Source organism: Sphingomonas edaphi, from assembly GCF_003583725.1.
GTDB lineage: Bacteria > Pseudomonadota > Alphaproteobacteria > Sphingomonadales > Sphingomonadaceae > Sphingomicrobium > Sphingomicrobium edaphi.
The window spans coordinates 76429-96338 of the sequence record NZ_QXTF01000001.1; the positions used below are offsets into that span (position 1 = coordinate 76429).

Consider the following 19910-nt stretch of genomic DNA (forward strand, 5'->3'; position numbering starts at 1 on the left):
AGCCGCCCACTAACCTGCGGGCGGCAGATTGACCAGCGCGTCGATCGCACCTTGGAGGATATGGGCAGCGGCGTGCGCGTCGACCTTCTCCGCCCTTTTGGCACGGCTGATGTCGGCTTCAATCATCGCCCGTTCGACGGCGACCGTCGACCAGCGCTCGTCCCACAGCAGCAAGGGGAGGGCGAGGGGATGAAGGTTCCGGGCAAATGCGCGGACCGACTGTGTGCGAGGAGAGTCTGTGCCGTCGAGATTGAGTGGCAGGCCGACGACCAAGCCGGCGATGCCATGCTTCGAGATAGACGCCTTCAGCGCTTCCATGTCCGCCGTGAACTTCGTCCGGCGGATCGTGCCGGCAGGAGTCGCGAAGCTCCAGCCGGAATCGCAGGTCGCAAGGCCAATGGTCTTGGTCCCGACGTCGAGACCCAGCAGCCGGCCGTGCGGAACGGAAGCGGCGAATTCCGCGGCAGTGGTGGCAATCAGCGGGTACGCCAAGTGGCCAGCCTCCGCTCAGCATCCGCACGGATCGAGCCCCAGAAAAGCGCATAGTCGTACACGTGGTAATTGTTGCCAGGCAGCACATAGGGGCCGAGGTCGGGTACATCGCCGTCGATCAGCAGGAACCCCTTCGAGCAATGCGCGCCAACGATGGAGGGCGTAAGGGTCGCCTTGGCGAACTCGCCATCGGGAACGAGCGTGCCGAGGTTCGCACCGGAGGCTGCCCTCGCGCCCTGCGTCCCGGTCAGCGGATTGACGCAGAGCATGTCCGCTCGCTTACGCTTTGCACCCGTCAGACCGGGTGTGCCTACCCAAGCATTGAGGACCAATGTCGGGTTTGCCGGGTCGCGGAAGCTTTGCCAGCTCAGCACACAGCCCGCCTGGCCCGGGGTATTGCAGGGCTGGAGACCCGTGGCCGGAAGGTCCGCGGCAACCGAAACAGGCCAGCCGCCGACATAGGCCGCAACCAATCGGTCCTTCAGCGCATCCTTGCGGTCAGCGAGGAGGTGAAGGAGGTGCAGTGACCCCTGGCTATGGCCGGCAAGAATGATTGGCCGGTCGGCCGGCTGGGCGGCAAGAAAGGCATCGAACGCGGAGCGCACATCGCGGTAGGCCAAGTTGAGGGCTTTGTGGGCGTCCTCACTGGTCAAAAGGAAGGCTCCGAACGCGGCCTGCCGGTAGCGCGGCGCCCAGATATCCGAGATCGCGTTGAACGCACTGGACTGGCTCTCCACGAACAGCTGCGCCCGCCGTGACGGCTCGCCCCCCGCATCGAGCGGAGCATTCCAGCGGTCGCGTTCGAGATAGGTTGTAGGGTGTATGTAGAAGGTGGCCGCCGGCTGGGGCGACCGGGTCGAGACGACGCCTTCGGGCACCCACCGCGATGAATCGTTGGAAAGACCCGGCTTGGTGATCCAGCTGGCATCCTTGGAATAGTCAGGTCCGGAAACGGTAGGCGGTTCCTGAAAATGGCCCTGCGGTGTTGCCTGGCGGATGAGAACGCGGTCGCCGAACTGGAATAGGGCAAACGCCCCGGCAACGGCGAGAAGGACGAGGATGAAGATGAAAATCAGAAAACGGCGGGCACACATAGGCCAAGCGCGTTAGGAAAAGGCCGGGGAGGGCGCAAGCGCCGCACACCGGTTAAGCCTTACCGAGGAAGGAACGGTTCCTGCAGCTTTCGTTCCGCTTCCTTCGCACGGAGTTCGTCCGAGCGCATCGAGCGAGCGGCGAGGACATCCCATGCCGCTGCACAGCGGTCGAGGTTTTCGCGGACGTTCTTAAGTGGCTCGGAGCGCGCTTTGTCGCGCGCCTGTTCGGCCTGCAACTGGTAGAAGTGGGTAGAGTTCGAGGTCATGGATACTCCTTGAGTGTCGACCCGGCTCTCCCCCGAGAGCCGGGCCTGCCCCGAAACTAGACTTCCTTGACGTTGGTCGCGCTTTCGCGGCCACGACGGTCAGGAGCCAGGTCGTAAGTGACCTGCTGGCCTTCGCGCAGGGTGCGCAGGCCGCCCGCTTCAAGAGCGGTGACGTGAACGAACGCATCGTTGCCGCCGCCGTCCGGAGTAATGAAACCGAAGCCCTTGGCGTCGTTGAAGAATTTTACAGTACCTTGCATTATTTGGGTCTTTCCCATTCGGGCGGTTCGCCATTCGATCCGCTTGCAGCTAGAGAGGCGAAGAGGAAGGAGATAAGGCGCCAAGCGCCAAAAGACCCGCGTCAAGCGACTGGTAGCACCGCCCTGATAGCCGGTTACTGACAATTTTGCAAAAACGCAGACCGTGCCGTGGCATTTTCGCCTCTACGCCGCTCCATTCCAGCAACGAGCGGAGCGACAGTTCGGGGTGACAAATAGGGGGGTAAAAGAATGGCCGAGCGATTCGATAGCGAGGACCGCGCATGGCCCTCGCGGCCGTGGATCATGGCGGCTATTGGAGCCGTGGGCGGACTTGTCATTCACCTCCTGACCGACGGCCACACGGGCTATAACCAAACCTTTCCCGTGTGGAAGCAGGCGGCCACCGCCTTCACGGTCGTTGCGACGATCGCCTTCTTGCTCACCGTTGAGCTTCGACGCTGGACCTGGTCGGCCGGGTTCGCGCTCTGCTGGGGCGTGGTGATTGCGCTCGTTGGCTGGTTCACCTCCCAGTACAATCTCCAAGGCGAAATCATGGAGTTCCCGTTCCTGTCGGGAATATTGGCAGTGCTGGTCGCTGCGCCCTTGTTCCAGACGATCCGCGACGAAGCGGCTTGGCGGTTCCCCTACGCCCGGCTGCACCGGCATGCATGGACCGACGCGGTCATTGGCGCGGCCAGCCTTGCGTTTACCGGCGTAACGTTCCTCCTCGCCTGGCTGATCGCTTCGTTGTTCGACGTGATCGGGATCGACGCGCTTAAAGACCTGCTGAAAGAGGAATGGTTCGGCTGGACGCTTGCCGGCTTCGCGTTCGGAGCGGCTGTCGGCCTGCTGCGCGAGCGCGATGCACTGGTGGCGACGCTGCAGAAGCTGGTGATGGTGGTGTTCTCAGTCCTTGCGCCGGTGCTGGCGGTCGCGCTGGCGGCATTCCTGCTATCGTTGCCGTTCAAGGGGTTATCGGGCCTATGGGATTCCGACATTCCAGCCACGCCATTGCTTCTATTGTCGGGAGCGGGCGCAATCCTGCTGGCCAATGCGGTGATCGGCGACGGTCGCGAAGAGCGCAGCAGCAACCGCTGGTTGCAGTATACGGCGCTCGCGCTGGTGCTGACCGTCTTGCCGCTGGCGATCCTTGCCATGGTGTCGATGGGCCAACGGATCGGGCAATATGGCTGGACCCCCGAGCGAATGTGGGGCGTCGTGGCTGTCGGGATCGCTGTGGCCTATGGGCTTGCGGCGTGGTGGGCGGCCGGCAAGGGGCGTCTCGGTTACGACGACAAATTGCGGCCCCTCCAGACCAAGCTGGCGATCGGCCTGTGCGGGCTGGCCTTCTTCCTTGCCCTGCCGATCGTCGATTTCGGGGCGATCAGTGCAAGGTCGCAGCTGGCTAGGCTGAATAGCGGACAGGTCAAGGCGGAGGAATTTGACTGGACGGCCATGGCGTTCGATTTCGGGCCAGAGGGGCGGGAGCGGTTGAAGGAAATCGCCAGAGCTGGCGAAGCCAAGCAACGCCAATTGGCGGGAACGGCGCTCAAAACGAAAAATCGATGGGATCTGTCGCGTGAAACGGAAATCGTGGAGCGTCAGGCGGATATCGAAAAGAAAGTGCGGTTGCTGTCACCCGACATCAGGTGGAGCGATGAACTCAAACGGCGGGTTTCGGCACTTGGCGATTGCAGCGAACGCCAGCAATGCGCGCTAATTCGGCTTGCCCCCGACAAGCTAGTGCTTTTGCGAACCTACGCTGATGAGCGCTATCTATCCGCATCAATCATCGATCTCGCCGTCTCGCTGCCTTCAAGTGCGGGTGCCGTTAAGACGCCTGATGTTGTGGAGATCGTGGCGACGGACACGCCGGCGATGAAGGACGTCGACCTTGGCAAAGCGAAGATCGAAATCAGGGACGTTGCCATCCGGCAGGTCTATGTCGACGAGAGGCCGGTCGGGCAGGGGGTCCGAATAAGCCGTTGAAGGGCGCGCGGCGCCCTGCTAGCCGCGCGCTCATGTCCGTGAACGCAGATCAGGTGCGGCATGTCGCCAAATTGGCCCGCATTGCCATGAGCGATGCCGAGGTCGAGGCGATGGTGCCCGAATTCAACAATATCCTTGGCTGGGTCGAGCAGCTTGGCGAAGTCGATACCGACGGGGTCGAACCGCTGACCGCCGTCATCGACAATCATCTTCGCCTCCGCAACGACGTCGTCAACGATGGCGATTGCCGCGATGCGGTGCTTAAGAATGCGCCCGACGCGCAGCACGGCTTCTTTGCGGTTCCGAAGGTGATCGAATAGTGGGCGAGCTTAATATCAAGACCATCGCCCAGCTCCGCGACGGGTTCCGTGCGGGCGAATTTTCAGCGCGTGAAATCGCCGAGGAGTTCAACGCCGCGGTGGAAGCCGGACGCGCGCTGAACGTCTACACAGTCGAAACGCCGGAGAATGCGCTGGCCGCGGCCGACGCAGCCGACCAGGCGCGTCAGTCGAGCGATCTGAAACCGCTGTCGGGCATTCCGCTGGGCATCAAGGACCTGTTCGCGACGGAAGGAGTGGATTCCACTTCGGGCTCGAACATCCTCAAGGGCTTCAAGCCGCCGTACGAGAGCACGGTTTCGGGCAAGCTCAAGGCGGCGGGCGCGGGCATGCTGGGCAAGCTCAACATGGACGAGTTCGCCATGGGATCGTCCAACGAGACCAGCGCCTATGGTCCCGTGATCAGCCCATGGAAGCGCAATGACGGCAGCAATGCCGCGCTTACGCCGGGCGGAAGCTCGGGCGGTTCCTCTGCCGCCGTCGCCGCAGGTATGGCACCGGGCGTGACCGGCACGGATACGGGCGGATCAATCCGCCAGCCAGCAGCCTTCACCGGCATCACCGGCATCAAGCCAACCTATGGTCGCTGCAGCCGCTGGGGCATTGTTGCCTTCGCAAGCTCGCTCGACCAGGCAGGGCCAATGGCCCGCGACGTGCGCGATTGCGCCATCCTGCTTGAGAATATGTGCGGGTTCGACCCCAAGGATGCGACTAGCCTCGACCTTCCGGTGCCACAGTGGGAAGCAGGGTTGTCGAGCGACCTCAAGGGCAAGAAGGTCGGCATTCCGGTAGAGTATCGGATTGACGGCGTGCCCGAGGAAATCGACGCGCTGTGGGACAAGGGCGTGGAGTGGCTGCGCGATGCCGGAGCCGAGCCGGTCAAGATCAGCCTGCCGCATACGAAATATGCGCTGCCCACCTATTACATCATCGCGCCGGCCGAAGCCTCGTCCAATCTCGCCCGTTATGACGGCGTCCGTTACGGCCTGAGGGAATCGCCGGAGGGCGGCAACCTCGACGCAATGTATGCAGCGACCCGCTCGGCGGGGTTTGGCGCAGAAGTGAAGCGGCGGATCATGATCGGCACCTATGTGCTGTCAGCCGGCTTCTACGACGCCTATTTTACCAAGGCGCAGAAGGTGCGGACGCTGATCAAGCGCGACTTCGCCCAAGCGTTCGGTGAATGCGACTTCATCCTGACCCCAACAGCGCCGTCGGCAGCGTTCGGGCTGAATGAGAAGATGTCGGATCCGCTCGCGATGTATCTGAACGACGTGTTCGCCGTTCCGGCGAGTTTGGCAGGCCTTCCGGCGATGTCGGTTCCGGGCGGGCTGGACAGTCAGGGTCTGCCGCTAGGCCTGCACCTGATCGGTCGTGAACTGGACGAGCAGGGCATCCTCAACGCCGCGCTGGCGATCGAAGAACGGGCCGGATTTACCCATCGTGCGGAGAAGTGGTGGTGAGCGACTATCGTATCCAGGGCGCCACCGGCGATTGGGAGGTCGTGATTGGCCTGGAAGTTCATGCGCAGGTAGTCAGCAACGCCAAGCTCTTTTCCGGCGCAGCGACGGCCTTCGGCGCGGAGCCAAATACGCAGGTATCGCTGGTCGATGCGGCGATGCCGGGCATGCTGCCGGTTCCAAACCGGGAGTGCATCCGCCAGGCAGTTCGCACAGGGATGGCGATCGACGCGCAAATCAACAAATGGTCGCGTTTCGACCGGAAGAACTACTTTTACGCCGACCTTCCGCAGGGTTACCAGATCAGCCAGCTGTACCACCCGTTGGTGGGTGAGGGGCAGATCACCGTCCTTCTTGACGAAAAAGATGAGGCGAGCGCCAAGACGATCGGCATCGAGCGGATTCACGTCGAGCAGGACGCGGGCAAGCTGATGCACGACCAGCATCCGACGATGAGCTACGTCGATCTCAACCGCTCAGGCGTGGCGCTGATGGAAATCGTTTCCAAGCCAGACATGCGTTCTCCAGCGGAAGCAGGGGCATATCTCCGGAAGCTCAGAGCAATTCTCCGCTATGTCGGCTCATGCGACGGCAACATGGAGGAAGGCTCGATGCGCGCCGACGTCAACGTCAGCGTGCGGAAACCCGGCGAGGAATTTGGTACCCGCACCGAGACGAAGAACGTCAACTCGGTGCGCTTTGTCATGGCGGTGATCGAGCATGAGGCGCGGCGCCAGGTGGACCTCATTGAGGAAGGCGGCCAGGTAGCGCAGGAGACGCGTCTTTACGACCCCGACAAGAATGTCACACGGACATTGCGGTCCAAGGAAGATGCACACGACTATCGCTACTTCCCCGATCCCGACCTGTTGCCGCTGGAGCTTGAGGACAGCTTCCTCGAGGAATGCCGGGCGTCGCTGCCGGAGCTGCCGGATGCCAAGCGCAAGCGGTTCGAGGCCCTCGGCATCACCGCTTATAATGCGAGCGTGCTGACGGCCGAGGTCGAGACGGCGCGCTGGTTCGACTCACTACTGGATGCAGGCGCTGAACCCAAGCAGGCGGCAAATTGGGTGGTTGCCGAACTTTTCGGGGCACTCAATCGCTTGGGTAAGTCGATCGAGGACAGCCCTGTCAGTGCGACCCATGCAGCCGAATTGCTTGGCCTTGTTGCCGACGGAACGATCAGCGGATCGATCGCCAAGACGGTCTTCGAAAAGATGATTGAAAGCGGCGACGGTGCGTCCGCGATCGTCGAGCGAGAAGGCCTGAAGCAGACGAGCGACACGGGCGCGATCGACGCAGAGATCGACAAGATCCTGGCGGCCAATGCCGATAAGGTCGCGGAATATAAGGGCGGCAAGCAGCAGTTGTTTGGCTTTTTCGTTGGCCAGACAATGAAGGCGATGCAGGGCAAGGCCAACCCGGGCGTTGTGAATGAACGGTTGAGGGCCAAGCTGGACTGATCCTGCGGGCGCGAGGAGGTTTGATGCGTAAATTTCTGTTGGCTCTCGCGGCCACGACTGTTGGCGTTAGCCCATCGTTCGCTCAGTCAGCCCCACCGCCCAAGCTGGTCGTCGCCATCTCGGTCGACCAGCTTTCGTCGGACCTGTTCGACGAATATCGGCCGCAGCTGTTTGGCGGCATCGGCCGCTTGGCGCGCGGGACGGCGTTTCGCAACGGGTACCAGGGACATAACGCCAGCGAGACCTGCCCGGGCCACTCAACGATCATGACTGGATCGCGCCCCTCGCGTACCGGAATCATTGCCAATTATTGGTTCGACCTTAGCCAACAGCGCAGTGACAAGGGCGTCTATTGCGCCGAGGACGAGCGCGTGCAGGGCAGCAGCTCGACCGCCTATACGGTCAGCCCCTATCACCTGCGCGTGCCTACCCTGGGCGATCTACTGAAGGCGGCGCGGCCTGGCTCACGCAATGTCGCAGTCGCCGGCAAAGATCGCTCGGCAATCATGATGGGTGGACGAGCACTCGACCAGCGCTGGTATTGGGACGGGAAGACGTTCGTTACCGACCTTAAGGGCGTGGCGGTGCCGCGATCAGTGATTGCCACCCGCACCGCCGTCGCGCAGGCAATCGCGCAGGATCGTCCAGCGCTGCAGATGCCGGCGCTTTGCCAGCAAAAGGCGCGGATTGTGCCCATCGAGGGCGGCGGGGCACCGGTCGGCGGCGGCGCTTTTGCGCGCAAGGCGGGCGACGCGCGGTCATTCCGAGCTAGCCCAGAGTTCGACGGGGCGACGCTGGCACTTGCCGCGTCACTGATCGAGGAGATGCAACTGGGGCGCGGGCCATCGACAGACATCATCTCAGTCGGCCTGTCCGCGACCGATTTCGTCGGCCACAGTTATGGCACGGGGGGCGCCGAAACCTGCCTGCAGATGTTCTCGCTTGACCGCGACCTGGGCGATTTCTTCCGGCTGCTGGACAGCAAGGGCATCGATTACCTCGTGATGCTGACTTCCGACCATGGCGGGCAGGACATTCCGGAGCGCAAGCGGTTGAATGGCGTGCCGGGAGCGGTGCGTGTTCCGAGTGATCTCTACGGCAAGGAGATGGGGAAGACGCTTGGAGCCAAGCTTGGGCTGAAAGGACCGGTGCTGTATGGCGATGGGGCGTTCGGGGACATGTATTTGGACCGCTCGCTGAGCGCGGGGGAGCGGGCGAAGGCCAAGGCGGCAGCCGTTGCAGCCTATCGGGCGCATCCACTGGTTGAAGCGGTGTTTACTCATGAGGAACTGCGCGCTGCGAAGAGTCCGACCGGGTCGCCTGACAAGTGGAGTTTGATCGAGCGCGCGCGTGCGTCGTTCGATGACGAGCGCTCGGGCGATTTCGTCGTGCTTCTAAAACCGGACGTGACGCCGATCGCCGACACTAAGTCCTATGTTTCAACGCACGGCAGCCCATGGGATTATGACCGGCGGGTGCCGATCCTGTTCTGGCGCGCGGGGATGGCAGCTTCCAATCGCGATGACGCGATCGAGACGGCGGACATCATGCCGACGCTGGCAGCAACGATCGGATTGCCGGTCGATGCATCGAAGATCGACGGTGAATGCGTCGACAACATCCAAGGCGTTACCTGCCCCGTTCGCTAGCCGATTGAAACGCTTGCCTTTTTCCTGAAGGCGCGTCAGTCATAGCCATCGAAGTCGTTGCTTCGGGGGAGAATGTAGTGCGCCGGTTGGGTATCGCGCTCGTGGCTGGACTGGCGCTGGGCGGCTGCGTCCAGACGCGCCAGTATGCAGACGTCGAGTTCACTCCTCCGCAGGGGGATTACAAGCTGCTTGTCATGCGGCCGGACGTTTCGGTCGGGTCGGTTACCACCGGCGGAATGGTCGAGCCGCGCGCGGACTGGACCGAAACCGCGCGCGCGAAATTGCTCACGGCGCTGAAGGCCCAGCAAGCAGGGAGGGGCGGCAACGTCATGGTCCTAGAAAAGCGCGATGGGATAGCTGGCGTTAGCGCGGAGCAGGTCGCCGAATTGGAGCGACTCCACTACGCGGTTGGGAGCTCGATCGCGCTTCATCGCTATTCGGGCGCTTACCTGCCGACCAAGCGGCGCAAGGGTCTCGATTGGACGCTGGGCGGGGATGCCGTGGCGCTGGGGCAGCGCACTGGATACGATTATGCACTGTTCCTGCACGCCGAGGACAGTTTCGCTTCCGACGGGCGGGTCGCGCTACAGGTTCTGGGCATCGCGGGGTGCTTGGTTGGCTTTTGTGCGCCGACAATGGGCGGGGCAGGTCAATTCGCCTACGCCAGCCTGGTCGACCTTCGAACGGGCAAGGTGGTCTGGTTTAATGTTCTGAGCGCGGAAAGCCAGGTCGCGGGCATCAAGATGGGCGATATCCGCACCGATGCGGGCGCCGCGCAGATGGTCGAGCGGCTACTGGATCGGATGAAGCCGGGACGTGAGGTCCGTCGCCGGCAGAAGGCCGCGCAATGACCGTTCTGGTTTCGCGCCGTGACCTGATGACCGGGGCAGGCGCTCTTGCCGCGGCAGGACTGGTGACCGGAACAGCGGAGGCGCGGGTCCTGCCCAAGGACATGGTTCCGTTGATCGGTCCGGGATATCGGGCAGTCGATCAGGACGAAAAGGGCCTGTGGCAGTTGATGGAACGGGTCGAGGAGGAGGTCGCCGGGTCCAACCTGCTCGTGCAGGATCCGGCGCTGACGGCCTATCTTCGCGACTTGATCGGCAACGTTGGCGGACCGGCAGCGCGGGACATGCGCATCTACCTCGCACGGATTCCCGAGTTCAACGCCGTGATGTTTCCGACTGGCTTTTCGGTCGTGTTCACCGGCCTCCTGCTGCGCATGCGTAACGAGGCGCAGCTTGCCGGAGTGATTGCGCACGAAAGTGCGCATTTCTTGCGGAAACACCAGCTTCGCCAGTGGCGGGACACGAAGCGCAAAACCGACGTCTTCAGCTTCCTGGCCATGGGCGCCGGCGTCGCAGGCGGGGCAGCGGGGGTGTATGCGGGCGACCTCGTCCGCCTGGCGCAATTCGGCACGATCCTATCGCTGCTCAAATATAACCGGACGCTGGAAGCGGAAGCCGACGCAATGGGCGTCAGGTTGCTGGCCGAGGCGGGCTATGACCCGATGGCCATGAGCGAGACGTGGGAGCAGTTGATCGGCGAACTCGACTTGTCGGCGAAATATCGCCGCAAGAGGCGCGACCGTGATTTCTCTCTTTTTTCTACCCATCCGGCGCCGGAGTCGCGCATGGCGGATTTGAAGCTATCCGCAGCGGAAGTACGGCACGCCGGCCGCCAATACGAAGCCCACCGGGACCGTTATCTGGCGAAGCTGGCGGCGATCCGGCCAACCTTGCTGGACGACCAGGTCAAGCTCAACGATCCCGGCGCCAGCCAATATGTCGTTGAGACGCTGGCCAAGGATGGGTGGAACGGTCTGCTACGATTTCACGAGGGTGAAATATGGCGGCTGCGCAATCGCAGGGACGACCATGTCCGGGCCGCTCAGGGTTATGCCGCGGCAACGCTCTATGCCGATGCGCCGGCGGATGCGTGGCGCTGGCATGGGATCATGTTGATGAAGCAGGGACGACGGTCTGAGGCCAATGCGGCCTTTGCCCGCTATTTGCGAATGGCGCCGAACGCGCCGGACGCGCCATTCGTTCGCCAGATGATGGTCAGTTGAAGAGGAAATCCATGCGTTTCGGATCGGCAGTCCTCGTGTCATTTTCCGCAATGTCGCTAGCCGCCTGTAGCTCGCTCGAGGGGGGCGGATACGGGTTTGGTGGAGGCTATTCGCTCGTTCGCGCCAAGGAAGTGCGGGTGGGTAACGGATCAATTGCCGTCACGCCGCCGCGCGAGTGGAATAAGCAATCCACCACCCTGTTCGACGACATCTCCACGGTCGAGGACTGGACCCAGAACGGACCCTACCTCGACACCATCAGCTTCGTGACGGGGATGAAGGACGGGAAAGCCGTTGTGAGGCAGCGCAGCCGGGATGACCGACAAGTGCCGAAATTCCGGTCGAACATGACCGCCCCGGAAGTCGCCGCGATGATCGAAAGCCTGTTCAGGGTTCGCGGCGGAACGGTCGATTTCAAAACGACGAGCTTGGTCCCGCGCTCATATCTCGGTGCGAGCGGCTTCCAATATGACTTCGAACATTTGGACGGAGACGAAGTGCGCCGCCGCGGCCGGGCGGTGGGTGCGATCATCAACGGCCGACTATATCTGGTCCTCCTGGACGCGACCAAATCTCATTACTTTGATGCCTCGCTGCCCGACTTCGAGGCGATCGTCCGGTCGGCGCGCAGGATTCGCTAACTAGCGCAGGACCGGATCAGGCGGAGGTGGCGGCTCGGGCTCGCCGGGCAGCGGCGGTACTTGCCCTGGCTCCTCGGTCGGCGGCGTTGTGCCCGGACGGGGCGGGCGGCTTGCCATACTTAGCTGCCCGGCTCTGGCGCACCCGGCGCAGGAATATCGACATCCCCGGGAAGGCTGGGCGCTTCGGCGGGCGGGATGGTTGGCTGGGCGGGCTGACTTGGCGGGGCCGGTTCGCTGGGATGGGCCGGCGTTTCGGGCGGCGGGGCAGTGGGGTTCGGATCCTGCTGCATCGACTTAATTCTCCTTCGAATGACATAACCTCGCCGCGCTGCCGAAGTTGCTCATCCCGTCGCTCTTGCTCCCGCGCCGATCCTTGGTATAGGCCGCGCACCTTGAATGGCGTCCGCGCGGGCGTGGCGGAATTGGTAGACGCGCTGGATTTAGGTTCCAGTATCGCAAGATGTGGGGGTTCGAGTCCCTTCGCCCGCACCATTCCGTCATGGAGCCTGTCCAACCGGCAGGCGACATGCGGAATGAGCGCCTAGAAAAGTTTTTGAAAGCAGGACCGAAGCTGTGACCATGAAGACCGTCGAGACGGAAAACGAAGGCCTGAAGCGGGCCTACACCCTCACTATTCCGGCCAAGGACATCGACGCGCGCGTCGACGGCGAGATCAAGCGCATTGCGCCGACGGTGCGCATGCCTGGCTTCCGTCCCGGCAAGGTGCCGCCGAACCTGATCCGCAAGATGCACGGCGAGGCGTTGATGCGTGACGCGCTGAACACTGCAGTGCAGGACAGCGTGCAGCAGCTGATGGCGGAGAAGAAGATTCGCCCGGCGATGCAGCCGGAAGTTGAGCTGGACGAGGGCTATGAGACCGGCAAGGACGCCGAAGTCCGGGTTCGCCTGGAAACCCTGCCTGACGTTCCCGCCCCGAAGATCGACAGCCTGAAGCTCGAGCGCCTGACTGTCGAGACCGACGAGAAGGCGGTCGACGAGCAGCTGAAGCAGCTCGCCGCGTCGCAGGCTCGCTATGAAGACGCGAAGAAGGGCTACAAGGCAGCCGAAGGTGATCAGGTCGTTATTGACTTTGTCGGCAAAGTCGACGGCGTCGCGTTCGATGGCGGCACGGGCGAAGGCATGGCCGTCGTCTTGGGTTCGGGCCAGTTGATCCCGGGCTTCGAGGACCAGATGGTTGGTCTCAAAGCCGGTGACGAAAAGCAGCTCAACGTCACCTTCCCGGCCGATTACGGCGCCGAAAACCTGAAGGGTCAGCCGGCGACTTTCGACATCAAGGTGACGGCGGTGAAGACCGCGGGCGAGACCAAGTTGGACGACGAGTTCGCCAAGCAGCTCGGCCTTAACGACCTTGAGCAGCTCAAGGGCCTGCTCCGCGACCAGCAGCAGCAGGAACTGAACGGCCTGACGCGCACCCACATGAAGCGGCGCCTGCTCGACCAGCTCGCCGCCGACCATGACTTCGAGGTACCGCCGTCGATGGTCGACGCCGAGTATGACAACATCATGGCCCAGCTTCGCCACGAAGCGAGCCACGAGGCCGATCCGGAAGCCGCGCTCAAGGAAATCGAAGGCGACGCCGAAGAGTATCGGAACATCGCGGTCCGCCGCGTTCGCCTTGGCCTGCTCCTGTCGGAAATCGGCGCCGCTAACGGCATCGACGTGACCCAGCAGGAAATGAACCGCCTGATCGGTCAGGCCGCAGCGCAGTATCAGCCGAAGGACCGCGAGGCCTTTGTGCGTTACGTTCAGCAGAACCCAATGGCCGCAGCCCAACTGCGCGCCCCGCTGTACGAAGACAAGGTCGTCGATTTTCTGTTCGGCAAAGCCGAAATCAGCGAGCGTAGCGTGACGCGCAGCGAGCTTGAAGCTGACCTTGAGAGCGAAGAAGGCCACGTCCACGGTCCGGGCTGCGGCCACGACCATGCGGAAGCCAAGCCAGCCAAGAAGACTGCTGCCAAGAAGCCGGCCGCGAAGAAGGCCAATGCGGAGCCTAAGAAGGCCGAACCGGCCAAGGCTGAAAAGGCACCCGCCAAGAAGGCTGCTGCTCCGAAGGCTGAAAAGACTGAAGCCAAGAAGGCCGAGCCGAAGAAAGCTCCCGCCAAGAAGGCGAAGTAAGCCTTAAGCCAAGCTTGCCGAAGCGCCGCCCTTCTTCGTAAGTGAAGAGGGGTGGCGCTTCAGAGCGCCTGGACCGCAGGGGTGGGGGAACAGCCGTGAATGACAGCCTGCGCATCGCCGTCGTGCTTCCTTGCTATAACGAGGAAGCGGCGATTACGCAGACGATCGCCGGCTTCCGCGCCTCCCTGCCTGGCGCGACGATCTACGTTTACGACAATAATAGCCGCGACCGGACGGCGGAGTTGGCCCGTGCTGCAGGCGCGGTCGTCCGCACCGAGCGTCAACAGGGCAAGGGCAACGTCGTTCGGCGGATGTTCGCCGATGTGGACGCCGATGTTTACGTCATGGCGGATGGCGACCTGACTTACGATCCCAAGGCCGCGCCCGAGATGGTGCGTATGCTGGTGGACGAGCAGTATGACATGGTTGTCGGAACCCGCCAGCACGAGGTCGCCGAGGCCTATCGTGGCGGTCACGTGCTGGGCAACCGACTGTTCACCGGATTGCTTTCGAGCTTGTTCGGGCGCAGCTTCACCGACATCTTTTCCGGTTACCGGGTGTTTTCGCGCCGGTTCGTGAAAAGCTTCCCGGTCCTGTCTGCCGGGTTCGAGATTGAGACCGAAATGAGCGTCCATGCGCTCGAACTGCGGATGCCAGTCGGCGAGGTCGAAACGGCATATGGCGCACGGCCCGAAGGTTCAGCGTCCAAGCTTTCTACCTATCGCGACGGTTGGCGCATTCTGAAGACCATCGGCACCCTCTATCGGGTCGAGCGGCCCGTGCTGTTCTATGGGAGCATCGGCGCGCTCTTCTGGCTCACAGCGATCATCCTCGCGATCCCGTTGGTGATCACCTATCTCGACACTGGGCTCGTGCCGCGTTTCCCGACCGCGATCCTCGCAACCGGCCTGTCGATCATTGGGGTGCTGTGCTTTTTCGCAGGATTGATTCTGGACACCGTAACCCGCGGGCGCCGCGAAGTTCGCCGCCTTGCTTATCTTGCCCATCCAGCGCCTGTGGCAGAAAAGTAACTAATCACCCAATCGTTCGTCGAACCGACGAACAATGCTGTTCGACGAACGCACTTGTTTGTTACTCTTCCGTTGCAGTGAAAGACTTTAATTGGTCTTCGCTTAACAGGGAGATAATTGATGGGCCGTTTTGGACATGCGCTCCGGTCAGGAGCAGGCGTTCTTGCGTTGGTCATCGGAAGCGCGGCAGCGGCACAAAGCAACTTGCCGCCGCCCGAAGCTGCCGAAACCCCGTCTAGCACCGCGAGCGAACCGACATCCGGCGGCGAGATTGTCGTTACCGGATCGCGCATCCGCCGCGACCCGCTAAGCCAGGAACAGCCCATCACCTTCGTGGACCAGGAGGATATCGCCAAGACCGGCCTGAATTCGGTCAATGACGTCCTGCAGCGCCTTCCCAGTGCGGGCGGCGGCCTTAACGGCAAGTTCAACAACTCCGGCAACTTCGGCAATCCGCCTGACGGCGGCGGGGTCGGCGCCGGCGCGGCCGAGATCGATCTTCGGTACCTGGGTTCCAAGCGGACGCTGGTGCTCGTCGACGGCCTGAGGTTCGTCAATGCAAGCTCCGCGAGCGGCGTCCCCGGCTCGGTCGATCTCAACGCCATCCCGGAAAGCATGATCGAGCGCGTCGAGGTCCTGCAGGACGGCGCGTCCGCGATTTATGGCTCCGACGCCATCGCGGGCGTAGTCAACATCATCACCAAGACCCGGCAGAAGGGACTGATCGCATCGGCGCAACTGGGCGGATACGACGACGGCGACGGCTTCTCGCAAAATTACCAACTGAGCTGGGGCAATGGCGGCGATGGCGCCACTCAAATTGTCGTCGGCGGCAACTATGTGAAGCAGAGCCCAATCAGCTCACGTGATCGCGCCATTTCGCGTTTTCCAAACCCGTTTCTGACCACCTGCGACGATCCGGCAGGCGGCTGCAGTTCCGGTACGCTGAACGGACGGGTGATCGTTTTCCCGTCGGTTGATCCTCGAGAAGACATCACGCTGATCAATGCGCTGCCGCCAGGCGTGACGCCGACGCCCGCGGACTACCGTGCCTTCACCAATGCAGACCGATTCAACTTCGCGCCGTACAACTTCATCCTGACCCCGCTTGAGCGCATGGGGGCGTTCGCCAATGTGAAGCAGGAGCTCGGCGCAGACTTAAACCTTCGTGCGAAGCTGGTCTGGAATCGCCGCAAGTCGAAGAACCAGGCAGCGCCGCTGCCACTGTTCGTCGGCCCTGATGCAGGCAACGGGAACCTGCTTGATCGAATTTCGATCGATAGTACCAACCAGTTTAATCCGTTCGGCGTGACGCTGGAGTCCGGGTTCAACCTCGACGGCACGCCCAATGGCAACACTGCCAACTATGCCTTTATCGGTCGCCGCGTCGTCGAAGGCGGTCCGCGCCGGTACAACCAGACAGTGAAGACTTTGTACGGCACCGCTACGCTGGACGGTAAGTTCGGCTTGATGGGCCGCGAATGGTTCTGGGACGTCAACGGTCTCTACGGCCGCAACAAGGCAAAGCAGACGGTGTTGGGCAATATCAACGCCGCTAACCTGGCGCTTGCACTTGGCCCCGACGCCGACTGCACCGGCGCCTGCGTGCCCTTCAACATCTTCGGCGGTGCGGGCTCGATCACGCAGGAAATGCTGGACTTCGTCAGTTTCACGCAAAGAGACCGCAGCCAGCAGAAGCTGTGGGGCTTCAGCGCCAACGTGTCGGGCAGCATCGCGACGCTTCCGGGGGGCGATCTTGGCATCGCGCTCGGATATGAACATCGCGACTATAAGGGCCGGTTCGATCCGGATCCCACGGTCGCAGCAGGCCTGGGATCGGACATTCCTGCGCTTCCGACGAGAGGCGGCTACAACGTCGATGAGTTCTATGGGGAAGTGAATGCCCCGCTGCTCGCCGACCGGCCGTTCTTCGAGCTGCTAGAGCTGAACGGCGCAGCCCGCTACTCCGATTACAGTCGGTCGGGCTCGACCGCGACGTTCAAGGGCGGCATCAACTGGAAGCCGGTCTCGGATCTGCGGCTTCGGGGCTCTTATTCGGAGGGGTTCCGCGCGCCGACCATTGGCGAACTGTTCGGAACGCCGTCTCGCTTCGATCAGGAATTGAACGATCCTTGCTCGGCCGACCAGAATCCGACGGGTCAGATTGCGACCAACTGCGCTACTCTTGGCGTGCCGGTTGGCTACCAGCAAAACAACCCGCAGCTGTCGGTGCTGACCAGCGGCAACGAGAATTTGAAACCCGAAAAGTCGAAGGGTTGGAACTTCGGCGCAGTCTACAGCCCGGGCTTCCTGCCGCGCTTCTCGATTGAGGCGAACTACTACAACATCAAGATCAAGGATGCGATATTTGCTGCGGCCGGCGACATCCTCGCCCGCTGCGTAGCCACCCTCGACCCGATTGCCTGCGCCGCGGTGACGCGTACGGCCACCGGGCAGATCGCCCAGATCTCCGGCATTCTCGACAACGTCAACGGCATCAACACCGAAGGACTGGACCTCAACATCGCCTATCGCACCGCACCGGCGAGCTGGGGAACGCTTGGGCTGACGCTGAATAACACTTTCCTGTTCAACTATGACGTCATCGTCCCGACTGCGGACGGAACGGCCAAGATCAGCCGGGAAGGCACCGAGCAGGGCAGCCCCGACCAGGCCTTCCCGAAGCACAAGGCGATCGGCATCATCGATTGGGCAGGACAGAATGTCGGGCTCACGCTGACTGGCCGCTATATCAAGAGCGTCCGGGAGTCGCAGGCCGATAACAAGTTGAACTCGCGATTCTACACCGACGTGCAGCTGCGGTTCACCGCTCCTGCGTTCGCCGACAATTTCGGCTTCGCGCTGGGCGTGAACAACCTGTTCGACAAGGATCCGCCGGGCTGCGTCACCTGCGGCCTGAACAACTACGATCCTGGCACCTACGACGTCCCGGGCCGCTACCTCTACGCCCGTGCGACCGTGAAGATGTAAGGCGGTCCTGATTACCGCCGAACGGGGGAAGGGCGGCCAGCCATGCGCTGGTCGCCCTTTTCCATAGAACCGGCCCGCGGCGCTTGAACATTGGCGCGAACCTGACGATGTAGGGTGGGACGCAACGCAAGGATTACCCGTTTCCTATGGATCATCAGGACATCGTTTCCGGTCTCGTTCCCATCGTTATCGAGCAATCGAACCGCGGCGAACGCAGCTTCGACATCTACTCGCGGCTGCTTCGCGAACGGATCGTCTTCATCACCGGCCCTATCGAGGACCATATGGCCTCGCTCATCACCGCCCAGCTTCTCTTCCTCGAGTCCGAAAACCCGAAGAAGGACATCTTCATGTACATCAACTCGCCGGGCGGCGTGGTGACGGCCGGCCTCGCGATACATGACACGATGCAGTACATCCGTCCGAAGGTGGGCACGGTCTGCATTGGCCAAGCCGCCTCGATGGGCAGCTTCCTGCTCGCGGCCGGCGAGCCTGGCATGCGGGTCGCGCTTACCAACAGCCGGATCATGATCCATCAGCCGTCGGGCGGTGCGCAGGGAATGGCGTCGGACATTGAAATTCAGGCCCGCGAAATCCTTCGGATGCGGACCCGTCTAAATTCGCTTTATGCCAAATACACTGGTCAGCCGATCGAAGAGATCGAGAAGGCAATGGACCGCGACAAGTTCCTGGAGGCCGACGAAGCGAAGGCATACGGCCTGATCGACGAAGTTTTCGACCGCCGACCCGACGCGAGCGAGGGCGACACGACGGGTGCCGCCGACATCACTCCGGCGTAACCAAACTGTCATTTTTCTTGCGGTCCGCAAGGTGCCGCACTAGTCCCCGTCGCGATGTTCGCGGCGGGGATTTTCTTGCCGTCCAAGGAAAGCCCGAACCATCCGACAAATTGCCGCCTTGCCTTATCGTAACCTTGGCCAGGAGCTCGATGCTCCGGTGCAGATTCTGCTCGTGACATCCCGCGAATCGAAACGCTGGGTGATCCCCAAGGGCAATTTCGGCAGCAACATCGCGCCGCACGCAGCTGCTGCACTGGAGGCCGAAGAAGAAGCCGGTGTTCGCGGGGCCGTTTGCCCGACGCCGATTGGCAGCTTCCGCTATCGCAAGCGAAAGGGGAGTGGCGCGTCGCTCATGGCCGACGTCGACGTATTTCCGCTCGCGGTCAGCCAGGAACTCGACGACTGGAAAGAACGAAAGCAGCGCGAGCGCCGCTGGTTTCCATTGGCAGAGGCTGCAAATGCCGTCGACGAGCCAGACCTGCGCGATCTTATCCGGTCATTCGGTGCCAGTGAATTCAACAAGGCGGCACGCCGAACGGGCGTACTTCATGCCGTTGCCCAAAAATCGAAGGTAGGTCCTATGTTCGCCTGGTTCCAACGCTTGCTGCCGAAGACCGGTGGCTTCTTCGAACTGTTCGAAGCGCACGCTGTAGCATTGGTCGCGGCTGCCGATGCCACGGGTAGGTTGGTGCAGGGTGGCCCTGCCATAGCCGAGAATGCCCGCGAGGTCTTTGAACGCGAGCATGATGCCGACCAGATCATTCGTGAGGTACTCAAAACCGTCCGTGAGACCTTCCTGACGCCGTTCGATCGCAGCGCGATTACCGCGCTGATCGGTTCGATGGACGACGCGATCGACGAAATGCAGGCTGCTGCGTCTGCAATCCAGCTCTATGAGGTCCGGGATTTCGACCAGGAAATGAAGGACATGGCGGCAATCATCGTCGACTGTGCCCGCCTGGTAGCGGAAGCGATGCCGTTGCTTCGCGAGGTCGGTGCGAATGGCGGCCGCCTGCACGAGCTCACCGAGCGTTTGGTGCGGATGGAGGGCCATGCCGACGAAATCCATTCTGCGGGTCTGAAAAAGGCGTTTCAGGCGCATCGGAACGGAGACGCCATCCAGTTCATCGTGCAGCGCGAGATCTTCAAGCATCTCGAGCGGATCGTCGATGCATTCGAGGACGTCGCGAACGTCATCGACGGCATCGTGATCGACCACAGCTAGGCTA

18 protein-coding genes and 1 tRNA gene are annotated in these 19910 nt (G+C 62.2%); 14 read left to right on the top strand and 5 right to left on the bottom strand.

All coding sequences use genetic code 11. The features are described from left to right. Positions 1 to 9 precede the first annotated feature (9 nt). From ruvX to D3M59_RS00400, 4 genes are read right to left on the bottom strand one after another with little or no spacing between them, the layout of a single operon-like run. Positions 10 to 480, bottom strand: a complete 471-nt coding sequence (gene ruvX, locus D3M59_RS00390) for a Holliday junction resolvase RuvX (RefSeq protein ID WP_119532777.1) — start codon at positions 478 to 480, stop codon at positions 10 to 12. Beyond that, positions 477 to 1586, bottom strand: coding sequence for a DUF3089 domain-containing protein (locus tag D3M59_RS00395; RefSeq protein WP_119530440.1), 1110 nt, complete (start codon positions 1584 to 1586; stop codon positions 477 to 479). Before D3M59_RS00395 ends, ruvX begins: the two co-directional genes overlap by 4 nt. A 59-nt stretch (positions 1587 to 1645) precedes the next feature. Then, a complete protein-coding gene (locus D3M59_RS11925; protein ID WP_147416668.1) occupies positions 1646 to 1852 on the bottom strand; it encodes a hypothetical protein in 207 nt (68 codons plus the stop codon). A 56-nt stretch (positions 1853 to 1908) separates the two neighbouring features. Continuing rightward, the gene (locus D3M59_RS00400; RefSeq protein ID WP_119530442.1) at positions 1909 to 2112 is read right to left on the bottom strand and encodes a cold-shock protein; all 204 of its coding nucleotides are present in this window, start codon (positions 2110 to 2112) and stop codon (positions 1909 to 1911) included. A gap of 249 nt (positions 2113 to 2361) precedes the next feature. Between D3M59_RS00400 and D3M59_RS00405 the strand changes: the two genes are divergently transcribed. The 8 genes from D3M59_RS00405 (at position 2362) to D3M59_RS00440 (ending at position 11723) form a co-directional block, all read left to right on the top strand. Further along, positions 2362 to 4101 carry a DUF4153 domain-containing protein gene (locus tag D3M59_RS00405; RefSeq protein ID WP_119530444.1) on the top strand — a complete coding sequence of 580 codons (1740 nt, stop codon included), beginning with the start codon at positions 2362 to 2364 and terminating at the stop codon, positions 4099 to 4101. Between the two features lie 32 nt (positions 4102 to 4133). Then, positions 4134 to 4421: an Asp-tRNA(Asn)/Glu-tRNA(Gln) amidotransferase subunit GatC gene (gatC, locus tag D3M59_RS00410; protein WP_119530446.1), complete on the top strand. Its 288-nt coding sequence runs from the start codon at positions 4134 to 4136 to the stop codon at positions 4419 to 4421. Then, complete coding sequence (gene gatA / locus D3M59_RS00415; protein ID WP_119530448.1) at positions 4421 to 5902, top strand: Asp-tRNA(Asn)/Glu-tRNA(Gln) amidotransferase subunit GatA; 1482 nt, start codon at positions 4421 to 4423, stop codon at positions 5900 to 5902. Before gatC ends, gatA begins: the two co-directional genes overlap by 1 nt. Beyond that, complete coding sequence (gene gatB / locus D3M59_RS00420; RefSeq protein ID WP_119532779.1) at positions 5899 to 7362, top strand: Asp-tRNA(Asn)/Glu-tRNA(Gln) amidotransferase subunit GatB; 1464 nt, start codon at positions 5899 to 5901, stop codon at positions 7360 to 7362. Before gatA ends, gatB begins: the two co-directional genes overlap by 4 nt. A 23-nt stretch (positions 7363 to 7385) precedes the next feature. Beyond that, positions 7386 to 9011 (top strand): alkaline phosphatase family protein, encoded by a 1626-nt coding sequence (locus tag D3M59_RS00425; protein WP_119530450.1) that lies wholly within the window; start codon positions 7386 to 7388, stop codon positions 9009 to 9011. Positions 9012 to 9088: 77 nt separating this feature from the next. Next, on the top strand, positions 9089 to 9862 hold the full coding sequence (locus D3M59_RS00430) for a hypothetical protein (protein ID WP_147416670.1): 774 nt from the start codon (positions 9089 to 9091) through the stop codon (positions 9860 to 9862). Then, positions 9859 to 11082 (top strand): M48 family metalloprotease, encoded by a 1224-nt coding sequence (locus D3M59_RS00435; protein ID WP_119530454.1) that lies wholly within the window; start codon positions 9859 to 9861, stop codon positions 11080 to 11082. Before D3M59_RS00430 ends, D3M59_RS00435 begins: the two co-directional genes overlap by 4 nt. Before the next feature lie 11 nt (positions 11083 to 11093). Continuing rightward, on the top strand, positions 11094 to 11723 hold the full coding sequence (locus D3M59_RS00440; RefSeq protein ID WP_119530457.1) for a hypothetical protein: 630 nt from the start codon (positions 11094 to 11096) through the stop codon (positions 11721 to 11723). A 119-nt stretch (positions 11724 to 11842) separates the two neighbouring features. Here D3M59_RS00440 and D3M59_RS11995 read toward each other — a convergent pair whose 3' ends face one another. Then, the gene (locus D3M59_RS11995) at positions 11843 to 12013 is read right to left on the bottom strand and encodes a hypothetical protein (protein ID WP_158581908.1); all 171 of its coding nucleotides are present in this window, start codon (positions 12011 to 12013) and stop codon (positions 11843 to 11845) included. 117 nt (positions 12014 to 12130) lie between these two features. Between D3M59_RS11995 and D3M59_RS00445 the strand changes: the two genes are divergently transcribed. From D3M59_RS00445 to D3M59_RS00470, 6 genes are all read left to right on the top strand, one after another. Next, positions 12131 to 12215: transfer RNA gene (locus tag D3M59_RS00445), tRNA-Leu, on the top strand. Between the two features lie 87 nt (positions 12216 to 12302). Then, complete coding sequence (gene tig, locus D3M59_RS00450; protein WP_119530460.1) at positions 12303 to 13859, top strand: trigger factor; 1557 nt, start codon at positions 12303 to 12305, stop codon at positions 13857 to 13859. A 95-nt stretch (positions 13860 to 13954) separates the two neighbouring features. Next, positions 13955 to 14890: a glycosyltransferase family 2 protein gene (locus tag D3M59_RS00455; protein WP_233543085.1), complete on the top strand. Its 936-nt coding sequence runs from the start codon at positions 13955 to 13957 to the stop codon at positions 14888 to 14890. 120 nt (positions 14891 to 15010) lie between these two features. Further along, on the top strand, positions 15011 to 17881 hold the full coding sequence (locus D3M59_RS00460; RefSeq protein WP_119530463.1) for a TonB-dependent receptor: 2871 nt from the start codon (positions 15011 to 15013) through the stop codon (positions 17879 to 17881). Between the two features lie 146 nt (positions 17882 to 18027). Beyond that, a complete protein-coding gene (clpP, locus tag D3M59_RS00465) occupies positions 18028 to 18681 on the top strand; it encodes an ATP-dependent Clp endopeptidase proteolytic subunit ClpP (protein WP_119530465.1) in 654 nt (217 codons plus the stop codon). Between the two features lie 100 nt (positions 18682 to 18781). Continuing rightward, the gene (locus D3M59_RS00470) at positions 18782 to 19906 is read left to right on the top strand and encodes a DUF47 family protein (protein ID WP_199662386.1); all 1125 of its coding nucleotides are present in this window, start codon (positions 18782 to 18784) and stop codon (positions 19904 to 19906) included. The last annotated feature ends 4 nt before the right edge of the window (positions 19907 to 19910 follow it).